This window comes from Nostoc sp. UHCC 0302, from assembly GCF_038096175.1.
Classification (GTDB): domain Bacteria; phylum Cyanobacteriota; class Cyanobacteriia; order Cyanobacteriales; family Nostocaceae; genus UHCC-0302.
This window is the reverse complement of the sequence record NZ_CP151099.1, coordinates 3,809,838-3,828,209: the sequence shown is the minus strand read 5'-3', so window position 1 is coordinate 3,828,209 and position 18,372 is coordinate 3,809,838. Positions and strand designations below refer to the sequence as shown.

The following is an 18,372-nucleotide window of genomic DNA, read 5'->3' as shown; positions in this document are numbered from 1 at the left end:
CATGAAAGGGAAATTTCCACCAGTTAGTCGGTTGTGGTTTGACTGGATACGCTATTGTGAGATTTATTGCTTGCAACGCCTCTGCTGCTGATTGGTAGCGCTGGCTAAAGTTGTAACGCACCATTGTTGTTAAGACATTAGTTAGCCTTTCGCTGACATTTGTCAAATTTTGCCAAATCACTTCTCCATTTGGGTCTTCTGGCAGATCTTGGGGAATTTTGCCTGTCAATGCTTGTATACCAATCATCCCCACGGCAAAAATATCGCTACATAGCCTGGGCTTGGAACTAGCTTGTTCACTTGGCATATAACCATTGGAGCCAATAATAATAGTTGAAGTAACTTGACCTTGAGTGTTTTCCGCCAAGCCTTTAATTTCTTTAACCGCTCCAAAGTCAATCAGCATAATCTTGCCATCTTCTCGGCGACGCATTAAGTTTTGCGGCTTAATATCTCGATGGATAATATTTTGCTGATGAACCACTACTAAAACTTCTAGAATTTCCTGTAACAGTTTAACGACCTCAATCTCACTCCACAGCTGATCAGGAATTATCTCTTTAGATAGATCATGCCCATCTATAAACTCTTGCACTAGATAGAATTCGCCATTTTCTTCGAAATGAGCGAATAGCTTAGGGATTTGATTGCTTAAGTTACCTAAACGGTATAGAACTTCTGCTTCGTTCTCGAACAGCCGTCTAGCGATAGGTAAAACAGTTGCATTCGATGTTTTTGGTCTGAAGTGTTTGACGACACATTTAGGTTTGTTAGGCAAATCTAAATCTTCAGCTAAATAGGTGTCACCAAACCCACCGCTTCCCAAAAGCCCTACGATTTTGTAGCGTTTGCGGAGAACTCTATCGATCAGCATCCGTTTTACCCCGCAGGATGTTGTTGGCTTGATTGTATCACTTTTGCTAAAAGCCTACAAACTAAGGTTACATTATCACCAGTGTAAACCCATCTCAAACAATAAAGTCTCAGCGCTGAGACGTGTATGAAAAGTCGCATTAAATTACTGCAATTGTAGACTTACTGAAGTACTAAAGCTATTAGTTTATCCTGTAACTATTGATGCAATAAGCTATTAGCAGGGAATTGCTAAATTGATTATGTTAGGATAAAATTTGTAAACATAATTACATACGTAGCATAAGTAGGTTAATTGTTTTACTTATAATTAACATCACATTTTGCTTGTTAACTTAATAATTGTAGTATGTTCTAAAATGTAAGTCTAATGATGCTTTTGAGGTTCCAAAATCTAATTTTTGTATTTGCGATTCTGACGAAAGCCCTTCGAGTAAGGTAATGTATTTTTAACTTATTTAGGGCAGACAAGATGCCAATGAAGCTACTTTAATCTCCTAACCTCCCTTAATACAGGCGCATTTTCATATTTTACATCTCGTGTTTAACATCATAAGTAGAGAGAGAATTAGCAAAAACAGTTAAAAACAAGAAACTGATTTTTGGGAAAAAGCTGGATACTAGACTGGAAGAAAAATGTAAATGATCCGACCGCGCAAGCTATTTGCTCAGCATTGGCTTAAAAGTGAAAAAGCACTCGACTCTATTATTCGGGCAGCAGAATGTAAATCAAGCGATCGCTCCACCAACGCCAAGGGCGATAGCATCTTAGAAATCGGCCCAGGTACAGGTATTCTAACGCGGCGTTTACTACCCCTAGTAGAATCTCTGGTAGCAGTGGAGATTGACCGCGATTTGTGCGAACTATTAGCTAAACAACTAGGAAAAAGGGAAAATTTTTTACTCTTGCAAGGAGATTTTCTCACCTTAGATTTACTATCCCAGTTGGGAGCATTCCCCAATTTCCAAAAGCTGAATAAAGTAGTAGCGAATATCCCCTATAACATTACTGGGCCAATTATCGAGAAACTGCTGGGTACTATTGCCAACCCCAACCCCGAACCATTTGACTTGATAGTGCTACTGGTACAAAAAGAAGTAGCAGAGAGGTTGTATGCTAAACCAGGGTCAAGAGCTTTCGGTGCGTTGAGTGTGCGGGTGCAGTACTTGGCTGAGTGTGAGTTAATTTGCACAGTCCCAGCCGCAGCATTTCATCCACCGCCAAAAGTAGATTCAGCAGTTGTGCGGTTACATCCCCGAAACATAGAAACACCAGCACTTGAGCCAAGACGGTTAGAAACTTTGGTAAAGTTAGGGTTCGGTGCTAAACGCAAAATGTTACGAAATAATTTGCAATCGGTTGTAGAACGCGATCGCCTGACCCAATTGCTGGAACAATTAGAAATAAATCCCCAAGCCCGTGCGGAAGACATCAGTGTTCAGCAATGGGTAGCATTAGCTAATGAGTTAAGAGTTAAGAGTGAGGAATGAGGAGTTAAGAGTAAACTAACTGCTCGATGATTGCTGAGAGTCAAAACTCAAAATCTATGTACTACCAATTCCCAACTCCCAATTCCTAACTCCTGTACAGACGCACAGACGCTCGAAGAGCGGCTTCTCGTAACTCCTAACTTTCAAAATGCGTTCTCTAACCTTAATTGCACCTGCAAAAATTAATTTGTATTTAGAAATCATCGGCGATCGCCCTGATGGTTATCATGAGTTATCAATGATACTGCAAAGCATTGAACTTGCAGATCAAATTGATGTGCGTTCTGCTGACACACAAGCCATCCGAGTTCACTGCGACCACCCACAAGTACCGACAGATAAAAGTAATCTGGCATACCGGGCAGCAGATTTAATGGCGATGCAATTTCCTGACACCTTTGCTAAATATGGCGGTGTAGAAATTACCGTCAAGAAGCAGATTCCTGTAGCTGCTGGGTTAGCTGGAGGTTCGACAAATGCCGCAGCGGTGTTAGTAGGAATCGATTTACTATGGAACCTGGGGTTAACTCAGTCAGAATTAGAAGAATTGGGAGCTACTCTCGGTTCTGATGTCCCATTTTGTGTAGCGGGTGGAACAGCGATCGCTACAGGTAGAGGCGAGCAACTTTCTCCCCTACCAAGTTTGGATAATTTATATGTAGTATTGGCTAAATACCGTAGCCTAGAAGTTTCCACAGCTTGGGCTTATAAAACTTATCGACAACAATTTGGCAATTCTTATATCAGGGATACCAACAGTTTGGCAGCGCGTGCTAGTGCAGTTCACTCTGGAGGAATTGTAAAAGCAATCTTTGATCAAAACGCCGGAGAAATTGCCCAAAAACTGCACAATGATTTAGAACGTGTAGTCTTGCCCACTTATCCCCAAGTCTTACAATTGCGAGAAGTATTTGCAAATCAAGAAGGGGTTTTGGGAACTATGATGTCTGGTTCAGGCCCAACAGTGTTTGCTTTGTTTGAATCTGAACAACAAGCACAAACAGTTAAGTTACGTGTGCGAGAAGCAATTCCTGACGAAGATTTAGAATTGTTTGTGACTCGGACAACTTCACATGGAATTCAAATAGCATCGTCATTATAGGGACTGAGGACTATAAAGAGGTAGAGGGGCAGAGGGTGCAAAAGGGAGAATGAATAATTTTTTTTCTGCTCCCTGCTCTCCTGCTTCTTACCAATACCCTAATCTAAAATTTAAAATCTAAAATTGTATGAGTGACCCAAATCTAACGCAACCAACCGAATCTCAAGCAAAAGTTCCATCAAGTCCGTTACGCTGTGTAACTGGCGCGGTGATTTCCGGAGGGATGGGATATGCAATGTATTCGCTAATGATTTCGATCGCTACCAATTTTGCCAGCAAACCCATCCATTCAAGTAATCTGTTAGTCCTGAAGATTTCCTCTGCTGTCCGTACCTTGGTTGTGGGTGTGGTAGCCTTGGGAAGCGGGATATTTAGTCTAGTGGCAATTGGTTTGTTAGCTTTAGCAGTGCAATTATTAGTGCAGCAGTTCACAAACCATAAAAGTACTGAAAACTAGTACCATTTGGCTAAATTCAAAATTTCAAACTCGAATTTTATTTGTGTCTACCCTGCGGGAAGCCGCTATCGCGTCTATGTGCCTTCGTGGTTCAAAAATCATACCAATTTGAAAAAAGAATGTCACAAATAGACCATCTGTAGAGACGCGATGAATCGCGTCTTCAGTCAAGGATGTGTTGCAATCAAATTGAATTGGTATCAATTTAATTAACTACCAAGACACTGAGACACTAAGCTAAACCACTCGTGAGTAATACGAAATGGAGGAAGGGAGACAAAGCCAATAAGTACTCTCCATGTCACCTCTTCCCCTGTCAGCCTCAACCCTACAAACTAGCTGCTTTTAATCCACAACCTAAAGATACAAAATTGCCCAAAGAATTAGGGTTATTGAGAAATCGTAGCTTTGTGCTTCTGGAATTCTGAAGAGGTTGATGCTTTTTTCTCCATATTTTGGGTGATAACCCGTGGTGTTGACGAAACTGGCGAGAGAAATGAGATGCATTTTGATAGCCCAGGGCAGTAGCAATCTGGTCTATTGTCTGGTTAGTATCTTTAAGTAAAGGGCGTGCTGCTGCCATGCGACGCTTAACAATCCAAGTGTTCACAGTCTCTCCTGTTTGTTTTGCCACTCGGTTGGTCAAGTAAGCAGGCGAATAACCAACTGCAACAGCCACATCAGACAAAGTAATTCCTTGGCGATAGTTAGCTTCAATAAAATCGAAAACCGCTTGTAGTTGAGGAATTGATGGAAAGATTGACTCAGAACTTACTGATGAGGGTAGTGGTTTGGGTATTTGCTCTGAGTTATTGCTGTACCACGACTTAAGAGAGGCTTGCTTTTCTAATCGGACAGCGATCGCTCTGAGCAAATCTTCTATAGTAGAAGGCTTGGTAAGATAGTCATCTGCTCCCAACTCCATACCTTTGCGTAGAGCTGCTTGATGATTACTGCCAGTCAGAAAAATGAAAGGAATAATGGCTGTGGCAGGATCTTCGCGGAGTGTACTCAAAACACTGTAACCATCCATATCTGGCATTTGAATATCGCAAATCACTAAGTCGGGTAAATGCTTTTGTGCTTGCTTAATACCAGCAATACCATTTTCAGCACCTATTGTGTCAAAACCTTTATCCTCAAGAACGTCTAAGAAGAGATTGCGGTAATCAGCTTCATCTTCAATTACCAAGATTGTTTTCGATGATTCGTGCATCATTATTTCCATCACTAGGATTTTTGGCAGGGAATAATTACCAAACTCTGTGCCGAATACTCTTTACAAAACCGATGAGTGTTGAGTTTAACATAGTTATTAACTAATAACTCCGCACTCACAACTGCTGAATTTTTATTTCACTGATAGCAGTATGACAGTAAACGTATTGCTTATGCAAATTTCACTTTCCATTACTGTATCAACTGATCAAAAAGTCAATTAAAATTTGTGTTAGTAAATTTGATTTTACCAATAATATAGTTAAGTTATTCTTTAATTTAGCATAAAAACATTTTTATTGTTTTTTATAAATTAACGTAATCGAAATAGTCGTTTGAGAACCATGAAGGAAGCCTCAAACAAGCGAGTATGTAATATTTATTTAACTACTGCTTATATTTCTGATCAACACATACTTCTTTATTGCTACTTGTCAATTCAAACAACTTTTAAGCTACTTAGTCAAATTAATATTTACATGATTTTATTTTTATAAATTTAAATCTAAATAAAATAGTTGACGTCTAGTAATTTCGTCTTTGACTGACTTATAGCAGTTATTTGTAATTGGTATCCAACTAAAGCACATCTTGAATTTAGATGTTTTCACACTATGAGTTTTAGCTAAAATGGGCAATTTTATTACTGTTTAATTTAACTTTTCTTAATTTGCTCTCTTAGGGATCTAACAACATATTAAGATGTCGTGTCATCCTTCATAAGGAATACATTATTCTGCACTCACCAAGTGTATAAGGTTTGAACCTATATCAAAAGTAATAGTCAAAGTCAAAAATCATGTATCTTTTTATACAAACAAGTTCACTTAAACAGCCTTGAGTCAGAATACAAAGACCGCCAACAATCACCTTTACTGCTATCGTTTTACTCGACTTTGATGAAAAAATGTTGTTTTTCTAACCTTGCTACTATTTTCGCTTCATCCATTTTGTTACCGAGAATCCATGATTAATTCTTCAGTAATATTAATAGATTAATTCTCATGTATAACTAGTACTTATTAATTAGCTAGATTTGTTAATTTAAACAATTGTGTATTCCAGGCATAAGAAAACAAGAAAATACACTAGTTAAATAAAACATCATTAATTACAAATGTTTCTGTATCTTTATCCTATGTAACTAACTCAAATCTTTGTTTTATGGTTGACGTAGTAGTTTACTACCATTGGAATATAACTGTTATAAGTTTTAATGTCAGAAAAGCGCGATCACTAACAAATTTTACAAAGCAAGTTGCATTAAAAGTTGTAACTCGATGATAGGTATATCCAAATTACCAGGTAAAAGTTAGTCTACCAATCAGAAAAACAAATACATATTGAAGAACGAAAAAACAGACATATCTATCAAAAGATCGTTTATATATCTGTTGCAGAAATTGAGTAAGCTTAGTCAAGAAGCAGCTTCTGCAATACGGTTTATCTGTCAGAGCGGGTTCAACTAGTTACTTATTAGCTGGTTTAACCCGCCCCTACTTAAAATATCAATTTGCAATAATTCTTAATTTTATCGATGTATAAGTAGATGTTTAGCTAAGGAGTTTTATATACTTTTTAACTTGTACTGTCGCCTCAAGCTTTGCATTTTCGGGTAGTGAAACTGACTTGAACCTCAAGCGATCGCGTTCTACTCCCTCCCAGCATTGTGAAAAAATGTCTTATGAATAGTGATTCCCATTCTTACATAACCCTTGGTGGTATTCGTGTATCTCGCTCTCTCACTGAAGTCAAAGCAGACAATGCTCTAGAAGAAATTCTCTTCCACCTGAACTATCAACGTGGAGGCTTGCTAACTAGTAGTTACGAATATCCAGGGCGTTATAAAAGATGGGCAATTGGATTTATTAATCCACCATTGGAGTTGACAAGCAGGGAAAATTCTTTTAAATTATCTTCTCTTAATGAGCGTGGGCGGTTACTTTTACCAATACTTTTCGAGCATTTATCTGCTCACCCACAACTCCAAGAAATCACTTTAGACATCGATAAGATCACAGGTTTTGTCAACACTGCAAAACAGTTCTTTGCAGAAGAAGAGCGCAGTAAACAACCTTCAGTATTTACAGTCATCCGCAATATTCTCCATGTATTCTCTAGCGATCAAGATGAGCATTTAGGGCTGTACGGTGCATTTGGTTACGATTTAGTATTTCAGTTTGAGCCAATCCCCAAGCAGATATCGCGAAGTGCAGATCAGCAGGATATGGTACTTTATCTGCCTGATGAACTGGTATTAGTGGATTATTATCAGCAACAAGCATTTCGTCTCAAGTATGAATTTGAAACAGCAGATGGTAGCACCGAGAATCTTCCACGAATAGGTCAGTCTACAGATTATGGCGGTGAGCGTCTTCTGCCGACCCAAACTGCTGATCATCAGAAAGGAGAATATGCAAACCTAGTAGAAAAAGCACTCGATTACTTCCGTCGGGGTGATTTATTTGAAGTAGTTCCCAGCCAAAACTTTTTTACAGCCTGTGAACAACCGCCTAGTCAGCTATTCCAAACTTTAAAGCAAATCAATCCCAGCCCTTACGGGTTTATGTTCAATCTTGGTGGAGAGTATCTGATTGGCGCATCACCAGAAATGTTTGTGCGCGTTGAAGGTAAGCGTGTAGAAACCTGTCCAATTAGTGGCACTATTAGCCGTGGAGAGGATGCTTTAGACGATGCCGCTCAAATTCGTCATTTACTCAATTCACACAAAGATGAAGCTGAGTTGACGATGTGTACTGACGTAGATCGAAATGACAAGTCCCGAATCTGTGAGCCAGGTTCAGTACGAGTCATTGGTCGTCGGCAAATCGAATTATACAGTCATCTAATCCATACAGTAGACCATGTAGAGGGCTTACTCAGACCGGAATTTGATGCTTTAGATGCATTTTTGAGCCATACTTGGGCAGTCACAGTAACTGGCGCACCGAAAAGAGCAGCAATCCAGTTTATCGAACAGCATGAACGTACCGCTCGACGTTGGTATGGTGGAGCTGTTGGCTATTTAAATTTTAATGGCAGTTTAAATACTGGATTAATTCTGCGAACAATCCGATTAAAAGATTCCATTGCTGAAGTGCGAGTTGGTGCAACCCTACTGTACGACTCCGTAGCAGCAGTAGAAGAACAAGAAACAATTACCAAGGCAGCTGCTTTATTTGAGACGATTCGTCGTGCCAAACAAACAGGCGAAAAAATTGGTAATAACATTCAAACACCGCAGAGTCGAGCGATCCTCAATGTTGCTCAAAGTAAGCGTATCTTACTAATTGACTATGAAGACTCATTTGTTCATACATTAGCTAATTACATCCGTTCTACTGGTGCAAGTGTCACAACACTACGTCATGGTTTCCCAGAATCTCTATTTGACACAGAATCTCCTGACCTAGTGGTGTTGTCTCCAGGCCCTGGTAGACCTAGTGACTTTCACATCAAAGAAACAGTAACAGCTTGTATTAGCCGCCAAATTCCCCTGTTTGGAGTTTGTTTAGGATTACAAGGCATTGTTGAAGCATTTGGCGGAGAACTAGGAATTCTCAGCTATCCTCAGCATGGAAAATCCTCACGAATTTTTGTCACAGCTTCAGATTCTGTTCTATTCCAAGGTTTACCAGAATCCTTTGCAGTAGGTAGATACCATTCATTGTTTGCCCTACGGCAACGCTTGCCCAAAAAACTCAAAGTGACCGCAATTTCGGAAGACGATGTGATTATGGCGGTTGAACATCAGACACTTCCGATTGCTGCCGTTCAGTTTCATCCAGAATCAATTATGACCTTATCAGGTGACGTCGGTCTAAAAATCATTCGGAATGTCATACAAACATACACGCAAAAGGTAGAGTCATTCGCAGGTTTTTAAGACACTTGGCTATACTCAATTCGGGAAAGAAAGTAGAAACCTTGCCAAGCATAGACCAGTTTTAATTTACACAAAAGGGTGCATATTATGACTCAAAACATTACTGGTTATCAATCACAAACAGGTAGCAAAATCAATACCGAACAAATTGAGCAAATTATCAAAGCAATTATCGTCGGTAAGTATTCCTGGGCTTGTGTTTTAATCCTGCGATTTGCTGGCTACAACCCGATAGATTACATACCCTACCGCACTTATATCCGATTGCTTAAAAACAACTGTTTGGTTGCAAACTCAAAGCCAAATCAAACTGATAATGAGACTGTAGAAGCGTTTAACCTGAAATCAACCTGGATTCAGCTCTGAATACACAAAACATGAAGAAAGAAGAATAGGGAAGGGGGAGACTAATACTAATTCTCTTGTAGGAAAGAAATACATCGTACCACTACGCTGCGGAACGTGGAAGCAAGTTACGTAGTAGCGCTTAAGCGCAATTATAAGCCTGATTTAATTTGTGGTCATATTTTAGAGAAACGGTATAAGAATACAGCAAAATTCCGAAGTAAAACTGTCTTTATCCCTGGCTTTGAGACCTAGTTTGTGTACTTCACCTTCCTTGAAACTCGCTGTAATTACAGCAGATTTCAGAATTCAGAAGACAGTAGTTATTTCTTTTCCCCCACTCTCTGACTCTTTCACTCCCCCGCTCCTCTTTTTGTCATCCCATCTCTCCATCTTTAGCAGCTTATGACTTACTCAGCCACTACTCCTAATAGTCGTTTGCAACCCATTATCAGAGAGATAGTGTGGCACAAAAAGTATGAAGTTGCCCAAATCCAGCAAGAGATGTCTTTTGCTTCTTTGCAACGCCAGTTAACTGCTGCTCCAACCGTGCGCGATTTTTTAACTGCTTTGCAACAAAGTCCTTACCGACCGTGCATCATTGCAGAGGTGAAGAAAGCCTCTCTAACTCATGGACTTATCAAAGCAGACTTTGAGCCAATAGCGATCGCCAAAGCCTATGAACGAGGTGGCGCAACTTGTATCTCGGTTGTCACCGACAAAAAGTTTTTCCAAGGCGGTTTTGATCATCTGCGTGCTATTCGCTACCGCATACCATTGCCTTTACTGTGCAAAGACTTCATTTTAGACCCCTGCCAAATTTATTTAGCACGCGCGGCTGGTGCAGATGCGGTACTTTTGATAGCAGCAATACTTTCAGATCGAGAACTCCAAAACTTTTTGCGAGTTATCCACTACTTGGGGATGAATGCTTTAATAGAAGTTCATAGTTTAGCTGAACTGGATCGAGTGCTAAAATTTGACGACATACGTTTAATAGGAATTAATAACCGCAGTTTAGAAGATTTTAGTATTGATATTAGCACTACTCAGGAACTACTTACAGCTAGGCGATCGCAACTGCAAAGCTTAGGTATTCTCGTTGTCAGTGAATGTGGATTGTATACACCTGCTGATTTATCTCTTGTCGCTGAGGTTGGTACACATGCAGTTCTAATGGGAGAGTCCTTAGTTAAAGAAGAGGATTTAGAGCTAGCTATGCGTAGTTTACTCAGGCTTGATTCATCCACTCACGACCACTTAAAAAAAGGAGTCAAGGGAAGATAGCAACGCTTACATGGTAAGTGTGCTTTTTAAAATAAAAAACTCAAAAACAAAAATTCCCCTGGCTTTTGCTAGGGGAATTTTTAGATTTTTCTTGAGTTAGTACAAATGTTTGTAATTCAAATATTCTATTATTCTGGTACTATCCCTTAGAGATAATTTTCTCTTTCTTCACTTAGTATATACACTTAATGATTTAGAATTGACTTAGATCCTGGGTCTTGACTTAAGTAATTAGGGTTTATACCTGCTCCTTGGCAAACAATCTCCATAGCATCATGTTCAGCAGTTCCAGGTTTAGGAAAAATCTCCCGTACTGTTTTATCATCACTAGTTAATTGCCCAGTTAACGTGTAAAGAGAAACTCTTGTTGAAAATAACCTACCTTCACCACAGGAAGCATGAAGAGTTGTTTGTAATGTGTCGCCGCCATGTTTGTGTAAGAGGTTATACTCGGTTCCTTTAATAGATGATAAATCAAGTGCAATCGGATTTCCGCTGGTATCCGCTCCTACTTGAACATAAATAAAGTTATTCATCGTCTCAGCTATCGCTGTACCGCTAAACGAAAATGCAAACACTGCTACTACGCTACCAAAGCTCTTCATAAACATAAAGTATTAAACAAGTGAAACTGTATATTCTGTTTATACTTAGTTCAAGATACTTTGAGCGCAGTAAAACCACTGGAAATTAATTATATCAGAGATACAGTATCATTATATTTACCTGGAAAATCCCTCTTCTGTTACTTTGCGGATATTAAGAATAAAAGAATCAAAAGATAAAACTCTACAAGGTAAGTAGAGCAATGGAGGTCAAATTACAAATCCTGAAGCATTGGCAAGAGATGCACACTCAACAGTTGCAATCATAGATGCATATTGTGCAGAGTATAAAGAGTTGTTTATCTTTAAACCAATCTCGTTAAATTGAAATAGAGGTAAAAGAAAATAGTTCTGTTAATTTTTCTAATCATAAACAATTGATCCATGAAGATGGATGGAAGAATACTTTAAATAATCTTCCTCTAATTCTCCAACCGCTCTTATTATTTTGGTTGACTTATCCCCGACGAGATATTTTTCCCAACTCCGATTTATTACTGGAATTTAATCATTTAATTTAGTGCAATGAATCAATTTAAACCCTCTTCTGCTTCGGGATAGTTTAGTTTATTTACTACTTGCTTACTCCAGAAAGTGACAGAAGGAGGGTTAGAGTGGCTTTTGGCTGGGTAAACCAACAGTACGAGGAAAGCTAGCTGATGTGGGTGCTACTTTTCGCAAGTACAGGCAATGACGAATGCTTTCACTTAGGGGTGTGGTAAATGCTTCTATTGATTCAATGACGCCACCCAGTTGGTTAACAGCATTTTCTAAAGCTGTTGTTTCATTCTCTGTCCAATTACCACGATAAATTATCGCTAAACCACTTTGTTTGAGTAATGGTAAGGCATATTCTGCACAGACAGATGCTGTCCCCACAGCACGGATTAAGGCAATATCATAGGTTTGTCGTTGCTGGAGTTGCTGACCAATTTCTTCAGCTCTGCCAATAAGAGTTTTGGTATTAGTCAGAGTAAGTTCTGTCAAAACTTTGTCAAGAAAAGTAATTTTCTTGCGAGTAGAATCCAGAAGAGTAACTGTGCAATTCGGTACAGCCAGTGCTACCGGAATACCTGGAAAACCCGCACCCGTGCCAATATCAATCACAGATGCACCTGCTTGTAGAGAGGGTATAAATTGCATTTGTGTGGTAATTCCCCGCAGAGAATCCCAGAGATGTTTTTCCCAAAACTCTAAAGGGTCGGTTATGCGAGTTAAATTCAGTTGAAGGTTGCCTTCCAAAATTAATTCATAAAGCCGCTGAAATTGCTCCTGCTGTTGGACAGTTGGTTGCCAGTTGAGAGTCTGCTGCCAGATTTCTGCCATCTGTGGCAGTAAGTTGTCATTTGTCATTTGTCATTTGTCATTTGTCATTTGTCATTTGTTATTGGGCATGGGGGCATTTGCCAGTAGTTATTCTGCTTCTCTCCTCCGCCCCCTGCCCCCTGCTCCCTTGCCCCTCTGCCCCGCCTCATGCTGCTGGTAGAGGTTCTTTGACTTTGGCTCTTAGTGTCTCTGGATCAACTGATTCTAGCTCACCGTGGTTTAGTGTCCAGCAACGGTCTGCGATCGCTAACATATCCCCAGCATCATGTGTCACTACCAGCAGTGTCCAATCTTGTTTGAGTTTCGCCAATAAATTTACTAGTTGTCGCCGCATTGACCAATCCAATCCGGCTGTGGGTTCATCTAGTAATAGTAGATTGGGCTGGCGAATCAATTGTACCGCCAAGGCTAAGCGACGCTGCTGACCACCACTTAAGGCATGAGGTGCTGCGGAGATTGATAAATGCTCTAATCCCACTTCACTAAGTGCTTGTCTGACTCGCTCTGATCCTAACTCAGGATGCCCTAAACGCAATTCTTCTAAAATAGATCCGCCACAAAAGTGCCGTTCTGGAAATTGAAACACTAACCCAGCCAATTGTTGTAGCTGTTCGGCAATCAGTTCTTGTTCTCGCCAGAAGACTCCGCCACCAGTTGGTTCGGCTAGTCCAGATAAAATTTCTAGTAAGGTACTTTTACCAGAACCACTTGGGCCAATGATCAAACCCATCTGTTGGGGCGCTAATTCCAGATTGATTGATTTAAGAATCGCTGTTGGGCAGGCTGTAGGGTGATAAATTAGATTTCTAAGATAGAGCATTTGTTAAGATTACCAAAAAGTCAGCAAATAACTGATTAACTACACAAAGAACAACTAAAAAATTCCGAAAACTATTGTTGGCGCATTACCTGGGATAACAGTTTAATCTAGCAGCTAGCATTCTCCACCTTCTACCCAAAGTTACGATCTGGGGTTTAAACCGCTTGTAATTCCTCTCCATTGTGACAGACTCACCCTTTAACAATGGCTACAACGAGCGTGGGAACCCAGGAAAATTACTGAAGTCGACCTTTCTATAAAATTTTGGCTCAAACAGAGGCAAATTATGATTAACCATTTTTTGCATTCTAAGTAAGACATACAACTATTTCAACCGCAATTATTCTGAGGGTTAAAATGACCAAAAGGTTTTGTTGTTCTCAAGCAACTTGGTATACAAAAAAACTCACTAATCTTGCAAAAGCGACTTTTGTCGGTGCAATCGCTCTCAATTTGTGGGTAAATCCTTCCTTAGCTGGAGATCCATTTCGGACGAGCGAACCTCGTAAAATTGGTGATCAAACGGAAGCAGCTTTTAAAGCAATTTTCCAACAGGGTAACTATCCAGCAGCAGATAAGTACTTACAACAAGCAATATCCAAGGAGCCAAATGAACCTCTTGCTTATGCTATGAAGGCATCCTTAGCATACGGAAATAAGGATTTGGCTACACTAGATACTTACAGTCAAAAAACCCTGGAAACTGGGGAAAAATTAATTTCTAGTGATCCTTTGCGTGGAAATTTATACACGGCTGTTGGACATTTTTTTGAGGGAGCTGTAATTCTTACCCGTAAGGGTACAGTCAACGGTGCTACACAAGCCTTGAGTCGGCTGCGGCAAGTTTATGAATATTTAGACAAAGCTGAGGCAATTTCTGCAAATGATCCAGAATTGAATTTACTCAAAGGTTATATGGATTTGATGTTGGCTGTCAGTTTACCCTTTGCTAGCCCAGATCAGGCAATTGAACGGTTAGAAAAAAATGCTGCTCCTCAGTATCTCGTAGATCGGGGTATTGCCCTAGCTTACCGGGATTTAAAAAAGTACCCTCAAGCGCTGGAATATGCCAACCGTGCTATAAAAACGACATCTGACAATCCAGAACTATACTATCTCAAAGCCCAAATCCTTAAAGAACAGGGGAGAAAAGAAAAAAGCCAGCAACTTATTCAAGAAGCGATCGCTAATTTTAACAAAGCATTGACTAAAAAATCTCAACTTCCAGGTAATTTAGTCAAACAAATTGAGCGTGAACGCAGCAGTGCAGTTAGTCTGAATAATTCAGGTAAATAATGGATATTGGGTACTGGGGAGTAAGGAAAACTTATTCCCCAATCCCTAGTTCCTCGTCCCCTTCCTGATATGCTTATTTTCAGTAAAAATAATTGAGATATTTGACTAAAATGCACATTCAGTTCCGTGAGTTCAATCCTTTTGATGTATGGATTTGGCTGAAGTTCAGCACAGTTCCTTCCGCACGTGAAAAGCAGTATGTAGAAGAAGTTTTCAATTCCTGGTTTTATTTGGGCAAATTGGGTGCATTTAATGCAGAAAATCTCCAAGTACAGGAAAATGAAATTGAACTCAGCTATATGCATTATGATTCGCAGGGTTACGACAAAAGCTTATTGGCACTGATGCACAACATGGGTGAGTTTGAGTATGAGGGAGTATGGGCGCGTTGCTGGTTTGACTTAGGAACAAGTGATGCGATCGCTCTAGATATTTTAATCAATGCCATAACGCAACTAAGTGAGGAATATGTCACTATTGAAGATTTTTATATAGGTGGCGAAAATGAAGATTGGCCTGTCGAAGATAGTGACAGTCGTCCTCACTCTATTTATGATAATTACGATAATTAGTTTTAACAATGAATAAATCAGGCGAAATTCGAGTAATAGTCTTGGGGCTAATTCGGGATGGCGATCGCATATTTGTTTCTGAAGGCTACGACCCAGCGAAGCAAGAAACATTTTATCGAGCTTTAGGTGGTGGAGTTGAATTTGGGGAAACCAGCCGCGTAGCTTTAAAACGAGAATTTCAAGAAGAAATTCAAGCAAGCTTGGCTAATATTCGCTATTTAGGTTGTATAGAAAACTTGTTTATATTTAACGGTAGGCAAGGACATGAAATTATTCAACTTTATCAATGTGATTTTGCTAATTCAGAGTTTTATAAACTGGAAAGCTTAATATTTTCTGAGTCAGAAAATCATAAACATAGAGCGCTATGGGTAAATATTTCTCGATTCAAATCCAGAGAATTAAGGTTAGTCCCAGAAGTTTTTTTTGAATATTTGTAATTAAGCAAATGTTTTTTGTGATTAGGGCGATGCTTTCTTGTGCATACTTGCTAATATTAACCTTACGCAAGTTTTTGCTGAGGGACTTCGTAAGATATCTTGTGAAATAGTGATTACTATCAATTTGTATAGGCTATAAGAGCGGACAATTTTAATATTCCTACTCTAAAAATCAAAATTTCTATATTATCTACTGAATATGAGACTTGAGAATTTCGAATTGAAGAACCTGATTAGATTCATTTTACTTTCTTTATATTTCATTTAACTAACATATTAATTTTAATTTCAGATTCATTTAATACCAATTTGAAAAAAGAATGTGACAAATAAACCATGCTGTAGAGACGCAATGAATCGCGTCTTCACCCAAGGATGTGTTGCAATCATTAATTGAATTGGTATAACCTATAAAATTAATATAAAAACTCATATAAAAAATTTTCAGCTTATCTATTGACAAAATAAATCGAACAAGCAATATTTCTTGAGGTTTTTTTTGCTTGTCGAATTTATCACCTAAGAACTAGCGATCGCACCAAGCATAATGCTGGAGACAATTACCAATCCCAACTTCAAAAGTGCGATCGCAAGAATAATACAAAATATCAAATTAACTAATATTTGCTTAACTGAAAAACTTTTCTACACTACGAACAAATATTTCTACACCTATTGCTAAAGCAGTTTCATCAAAATCAAATCTTGGATGATGATGAGGATAAGCCAAGTCTTTGTCAGGATTAGCAGAACCTAGAAAGAAATAGCAGCCAGGAACCTCTTGCAAGAAGAATGACATATCTTCCGCAGCCATAGTTTGACATTCTGGCACTATACCCACAGGAGTTTCTACAACTTCTTCTGCCACAGACCTCACTAATTCTGCCATGCTTGCATCATTAATTACTGGTGGATAAAGTGACCAATATTCTAAATCATAATTAGCACCATGACTCTGGCAAATTCCAGCAATAATCTGCTCGACACGCTGATGAAAAAAGCCTGCAAAGCTGGGATTAAAATATCTGATAGTGGCACTCATTCTTGCTGTATCAGCAATCACATTGCGCTTGGTTCCAGCATGAAGTTCGCCCACTGTCACCACTGCTGAATCAATAGGATTAATATTACGAGCGACAATTGTTTGTAGAGCATTAACGATTTGGGCAGCAACTACAACCGAATCAATAGTTTGATGTGGTAATGCGCCGTGTCCACCCTTACCCAAAACTGTGCAGTTAAAGCACTCTACAGCAGCCATTAAAGCCCCAGCACGCACACCCACTGTTCCCAAGGGCAAATTATTCCATAAGTGCAAACCGATAATTGCGTCAACATCAGGGTTTTTCAGGACTCCAGCTTCAATCATTGGCTTTGCACCACCTGGTGATTCTTCTGCTGGCTGGAAAATAATCTTTACAGTACCTGCAAAGTCTTGACGATGTTGGTGAAGATAGTAAGCTGTACCTAGTGCGATCGCTGTATGTCCATCATGTCCACAAGCGTGCATTACTCCATCATGCTGCGATTTATATGGTACTTCGTTAAGTTCTTGGATTGGCAAAGCATCCATATCCGCCCGAATTGCCAATACTTTGTCAGTACCTAGTTTATTACCTTTGATGATGGCAACAATGCCAGTTTGAGCAATACCAGTTTGATGCTCAATTCCCCATTCTTGCAACTTGCGCGAGACAAACTCAGCAGTTAGTTTTTCTTTAAAACCCAACTCTGGTTGTTGATGCAATCGCCGCCGCCATTCTACTAGCTGTGGTTGCAATGAGCGGATTGAGAGTCGAACGCGAGATAAATCAACAGAAGATGGAGTGGGAAAAGTAGAAACCATTGTAAAGACAAGCTAGTTTAAGTACAGCTAACTTAGGTTATTTTCTCAGTTTAATCGTTCTCAAGTGTCAGTGTTTCTAAATCTAGATTTGACGCTACTTGAGCTAGTTTCTCTAAATCATCTGGGTTGTCTAGATAAGGCAGACAGCCTAAAACAGGTGTGTTAGTTAATGATTGAATCAAGTCTGGTGGTGTCCAATCGGCTATTTCTGCATCAGAACGGGGTTGTACGCAGTTAAGTACAATCCCTTTAAGATTTATACGTGATTGTCTGGCTAATGCCACATTCGCTACTGCTTGGGCGATCGCTCCTAATCTAACTGGCACTACCAATACTGTTGGTAAACGCCATTCTCCCGCCAAATCGGCCACCGTTAATTCTGCGGTTACAGGTGAACCTAAGCCTCCCAAAGCTTCTATCAGGAGGAAATCACATCGCTTTTGCAGCCTGGATAAAGTTTGCCAAACCACTGCTAAATCCACTTGCCGATTTTCCTTAGCTGCTGCTAAGGGAGGCGCTAGAGGTGCTTGAAAGTACAAAGGTGTAATTTCCTCAGCAGATTGTTCCAGTGAAAACAGTTTTTGATACCACTCGCGATCGCCTACTCCCGATTGAATCGGTTTCATAATTCCCAAGCGGCGCTGAGGATAATATTTTTGCCAATAAGCAGCCAAAGCTGTTGTGACAACAGTTTTACCCGCCTCTGTATCAGTTCCAGTAATCAGTAATGTGTTCAACAATTTTATAAAACTTATGACTTAATTAAAGGGAAAACCAAACTTTTATGCTTGACGGTGAATTTTTTTCC

At 39.5% G+C, this 18,372-nt stretch carries 15 protein-coding genes and 2 pseudogenes; 10 read left to right on the top strand and 7 right to left on the bottom strand.

What is annotated here, in order from left to right; all coding sequences use genetic code 11:
• Positions 1–64 precede the first annotated feature (64 nt).
• Positions 65–874 (bottom strand): annotated as a pseudogene (locus tag WKK05_RS16610) (serine/threonine-protein kinase); the annotation flags it as partial.
• Between the two features lie 641 nt (positions 875–1,515).
• Here WKK05_RS16610 and rsmA point away from each other — a divergent pair.
• From rsmA to WKK05_RS16595, 3 genes are all read left to right on the top strand, one after another.
• Entirely contained in the window at positions 1,516–2,364 is an 849-nt protein-coding gene (gene rsmA, locus WKK05_RS16605; RefSeq protein WP_341530698.1) for a 16S rRNA (adenine(1518)-N(6)/adenine(1519)-N(6))-dimethyltransferase RsmA, read from the top strand.
• Between the two features lie 148 nt (positions 2,365–2,512).
• A complete protein-coding gene (gene ispE / locus WKK05_RS16600; RefSeq protein WP_341530697.1) occupies positions 2,513–3,466 on the top strand; it encodes a 4-(cytidine 5'-diphospho)-2-C-methyl-D-erythritol kinase in 954 nt (317 codons plus the stop codon).
• A 127-nt stretch (positions 3,467–3,593) separates the two neighbouring features.
• Positions 3,594–3,923 carry a DUF3082 domain-containing protein gene (locus tag WKK05_RS16595; protein ID WP_341530696.1) on the top strand — a complete coding sequence of 110 codons (330 nt, stop codon included), beginning with the start codon at positions 3,594–3,596 and terminating at the stop codon, positions 3,921–3,923.
• A gap of 328 nt (positions 3,924–4,251) precedes the next feature.
• On the opposite strand, the gene WKK05_RS16590 is transcribed toward WKK05_RS16595, so the two are convergent.
• Positions 4,252–5,142, bottom strand: coding sequence for a DNA-binding response regulator (locus WKK05_RS16590; protein ID WP_341531103.1), 891 nt, complete (start codon positions 5,140–5,142; stop codon positions 4,252–4,254).
• Between the two features lie 1,683 nt (positions 5,143–6,825).
• Between WKK05_RS16590 and WKK05_RS16585 the strand changes: the two genes are divergently transcribed.
• From WKK05_RS16585 to trpC, 3 genes are all read left to right on the top strand, one after another.
• Positions 6,826–9,027: an anthranilate synthase gene (locus WKK05_RS16585; protein WP_341530695.1), complete on the top strand. Its 2,202-nt coding sequence runs from the start codon at positions 6,826–6,828 to the stop codon at positions 9,025–9,027.
• 87 nt (positions 9,028–9,114) lie between these two features.
• The gene (locus WKK05_RS16580) at positions 9,115–9,393 is read left to right on the top strand and encodes a HetP family heterocyst commitment protein (protein WP_341530694.1); all 279 of its coding nucleotides are present in this window, start codon (positions 9,115–9,117) and stop codon (positions 9,391–9,393) included.
• Positions 9,394–9,777: 384 nt separating this feature from the next.
• Positions 9,778–10,659, top strand: coding sequence for an indole-3-glycerol phosphate synthase TrpC (gene trpC, locus WKK05_RS16575; protein ID WP_341530693.1), 882 nt, complete (start codon positions 9,778–9,780; stop codon positions 10,657–10,659).
• 185 nt (positions 10,660–10,844) lie between these two features.
• Here the strand turns inward: trpC and WKK05_RS16570 are convergent, their stop codons facing one another.
• On the bottom strand, positions 10,845–11,270 hold the full coding sequence (locus WKK05_RS16570) for a hypothetical protein (RefSeq protein WP_341530692.1): 426 nt from the start codon (positions 11,268–11,270) through the stop codon (positions 10,845–10,847).
• A gap of 287 nt (positions 11,271–11,557) precedes the next feature.
• On the opposite strand from WKK05_RS16570, the pseudogene WKK05_RS16565 reads away from it, so the two are divergent.
• Positions 11,558–11,825: pseudogene (locus WKK05_RS16565) on the top strand (IS701 family transposase); the annotation flags it as partial.
• A gap of 48 nt (positions 11,826–11,873) precedes the next feature.
• Here the strand turns inward: WKK05_RS16565 and rsmG are convergent.
• Positions 11,874–12,617 carry a 16S rRNA (guanine(527)-N(7))-methyltransferase RsmG gene (gene rsmG / locus WKK05_RS16560; RefSeq protein WP_341530691.1) on the bottom strand — a complete coding sequence of 248 codons (744 nt, stop codon included), beginning with the start codon at positions 12,615–12,617 and terminating at the stop codon, positions 11,874–11,876.
• Between the two features lie 118 nt (positions 12,618–12,735).
• The gene (locus WKK05_RS16555) at positions 12,736–13,410 is read right to left on the bottom strand and encodes an energy-coupling factor ABC transporter ATP-binding protein (RefSeq protein WP_341530690.1); all 675 of its coding nucleotides are present in this window, start codon (positions 13,408–13,410) and stop codon (positions 12,736–12,738) included.
• A gap of 357 nt (positions 13,411–13,767) precedes the next feature.
• Here WKK05_RS16555 and WKK05_RS16550 point away from each other — a divergent pair, with 357 nt between their 5' ends.
• The 3 genes from WKK05_RS16550 (at position 13,768) to WKK05_RS16540 (ending at position 15,718) form a co-directional block, all read left to right on the top strand.
• Positions 13,768–14,706, top strand: a complete 939-nt coding sequence (locus tag WKK05_RS16550) for a Sll0314/Alr1548 family TPR repeat-containing protein (RefSeq protein WP_341530689.1) — start codon at positions 13,768–13,770, stop codon at positions 14,704–14,706.
• A 110-nt stretch (positions 14,707–14,816) separates the two neighbouring features.
• Entirely contained in the window at positions 14,817–15,278 is a 462-nt protein-coding gene (locus WKK05_RS16545; protein WP_341531102.1) for a DUF3531 family protein, read from the top strand.
• Positions 15,279–15,286: 8 nt separating this feature from the next.
• The gene (locus WKK05_RS16540; protein WP_341530688.1) at positions 15,287–15,718 is read left to right on the top strand and encodes an NUDIX domain-containing protein; all 432 of its coding nucleotides are present in this window, start codon (positions 15,287–15,289) and stop codon (positions 15,716–15,718) included.
• 628 nt (positions 15,719–16,346) lie between these two features.
• Here the strand turns inward: WKK05_RS16540 and WKK05_RS16535 are convergent.
• The gene (locus WKK05_RS16535; RefSeq protein ID WP_341530687.1) at positions 16,347–17,564 is read right to left on the bottom strand and encodes a M20 family metallopeptidase; all 1,218 of its coding nucleotides are present in this window, start codon (positions 17,562–17,564) and stop codon (positions 16,347–16,349) included.
• 50 nt (positions 17,565–17,614) lie between these two features.
• Complete coding sequence (gene bioD / locus WKK05_RS16530; RefSeq protein WP_341530686.1) at positions 17,615–18,301, bottom strand: dethiobiotin synthase; 687 nt, start codon at positions 18,299–18,301, stop codon at positions 17,615–17,617.
• Between the last annotated feature and the right edge of the window lie 71 nt (positions 18,302–18,372).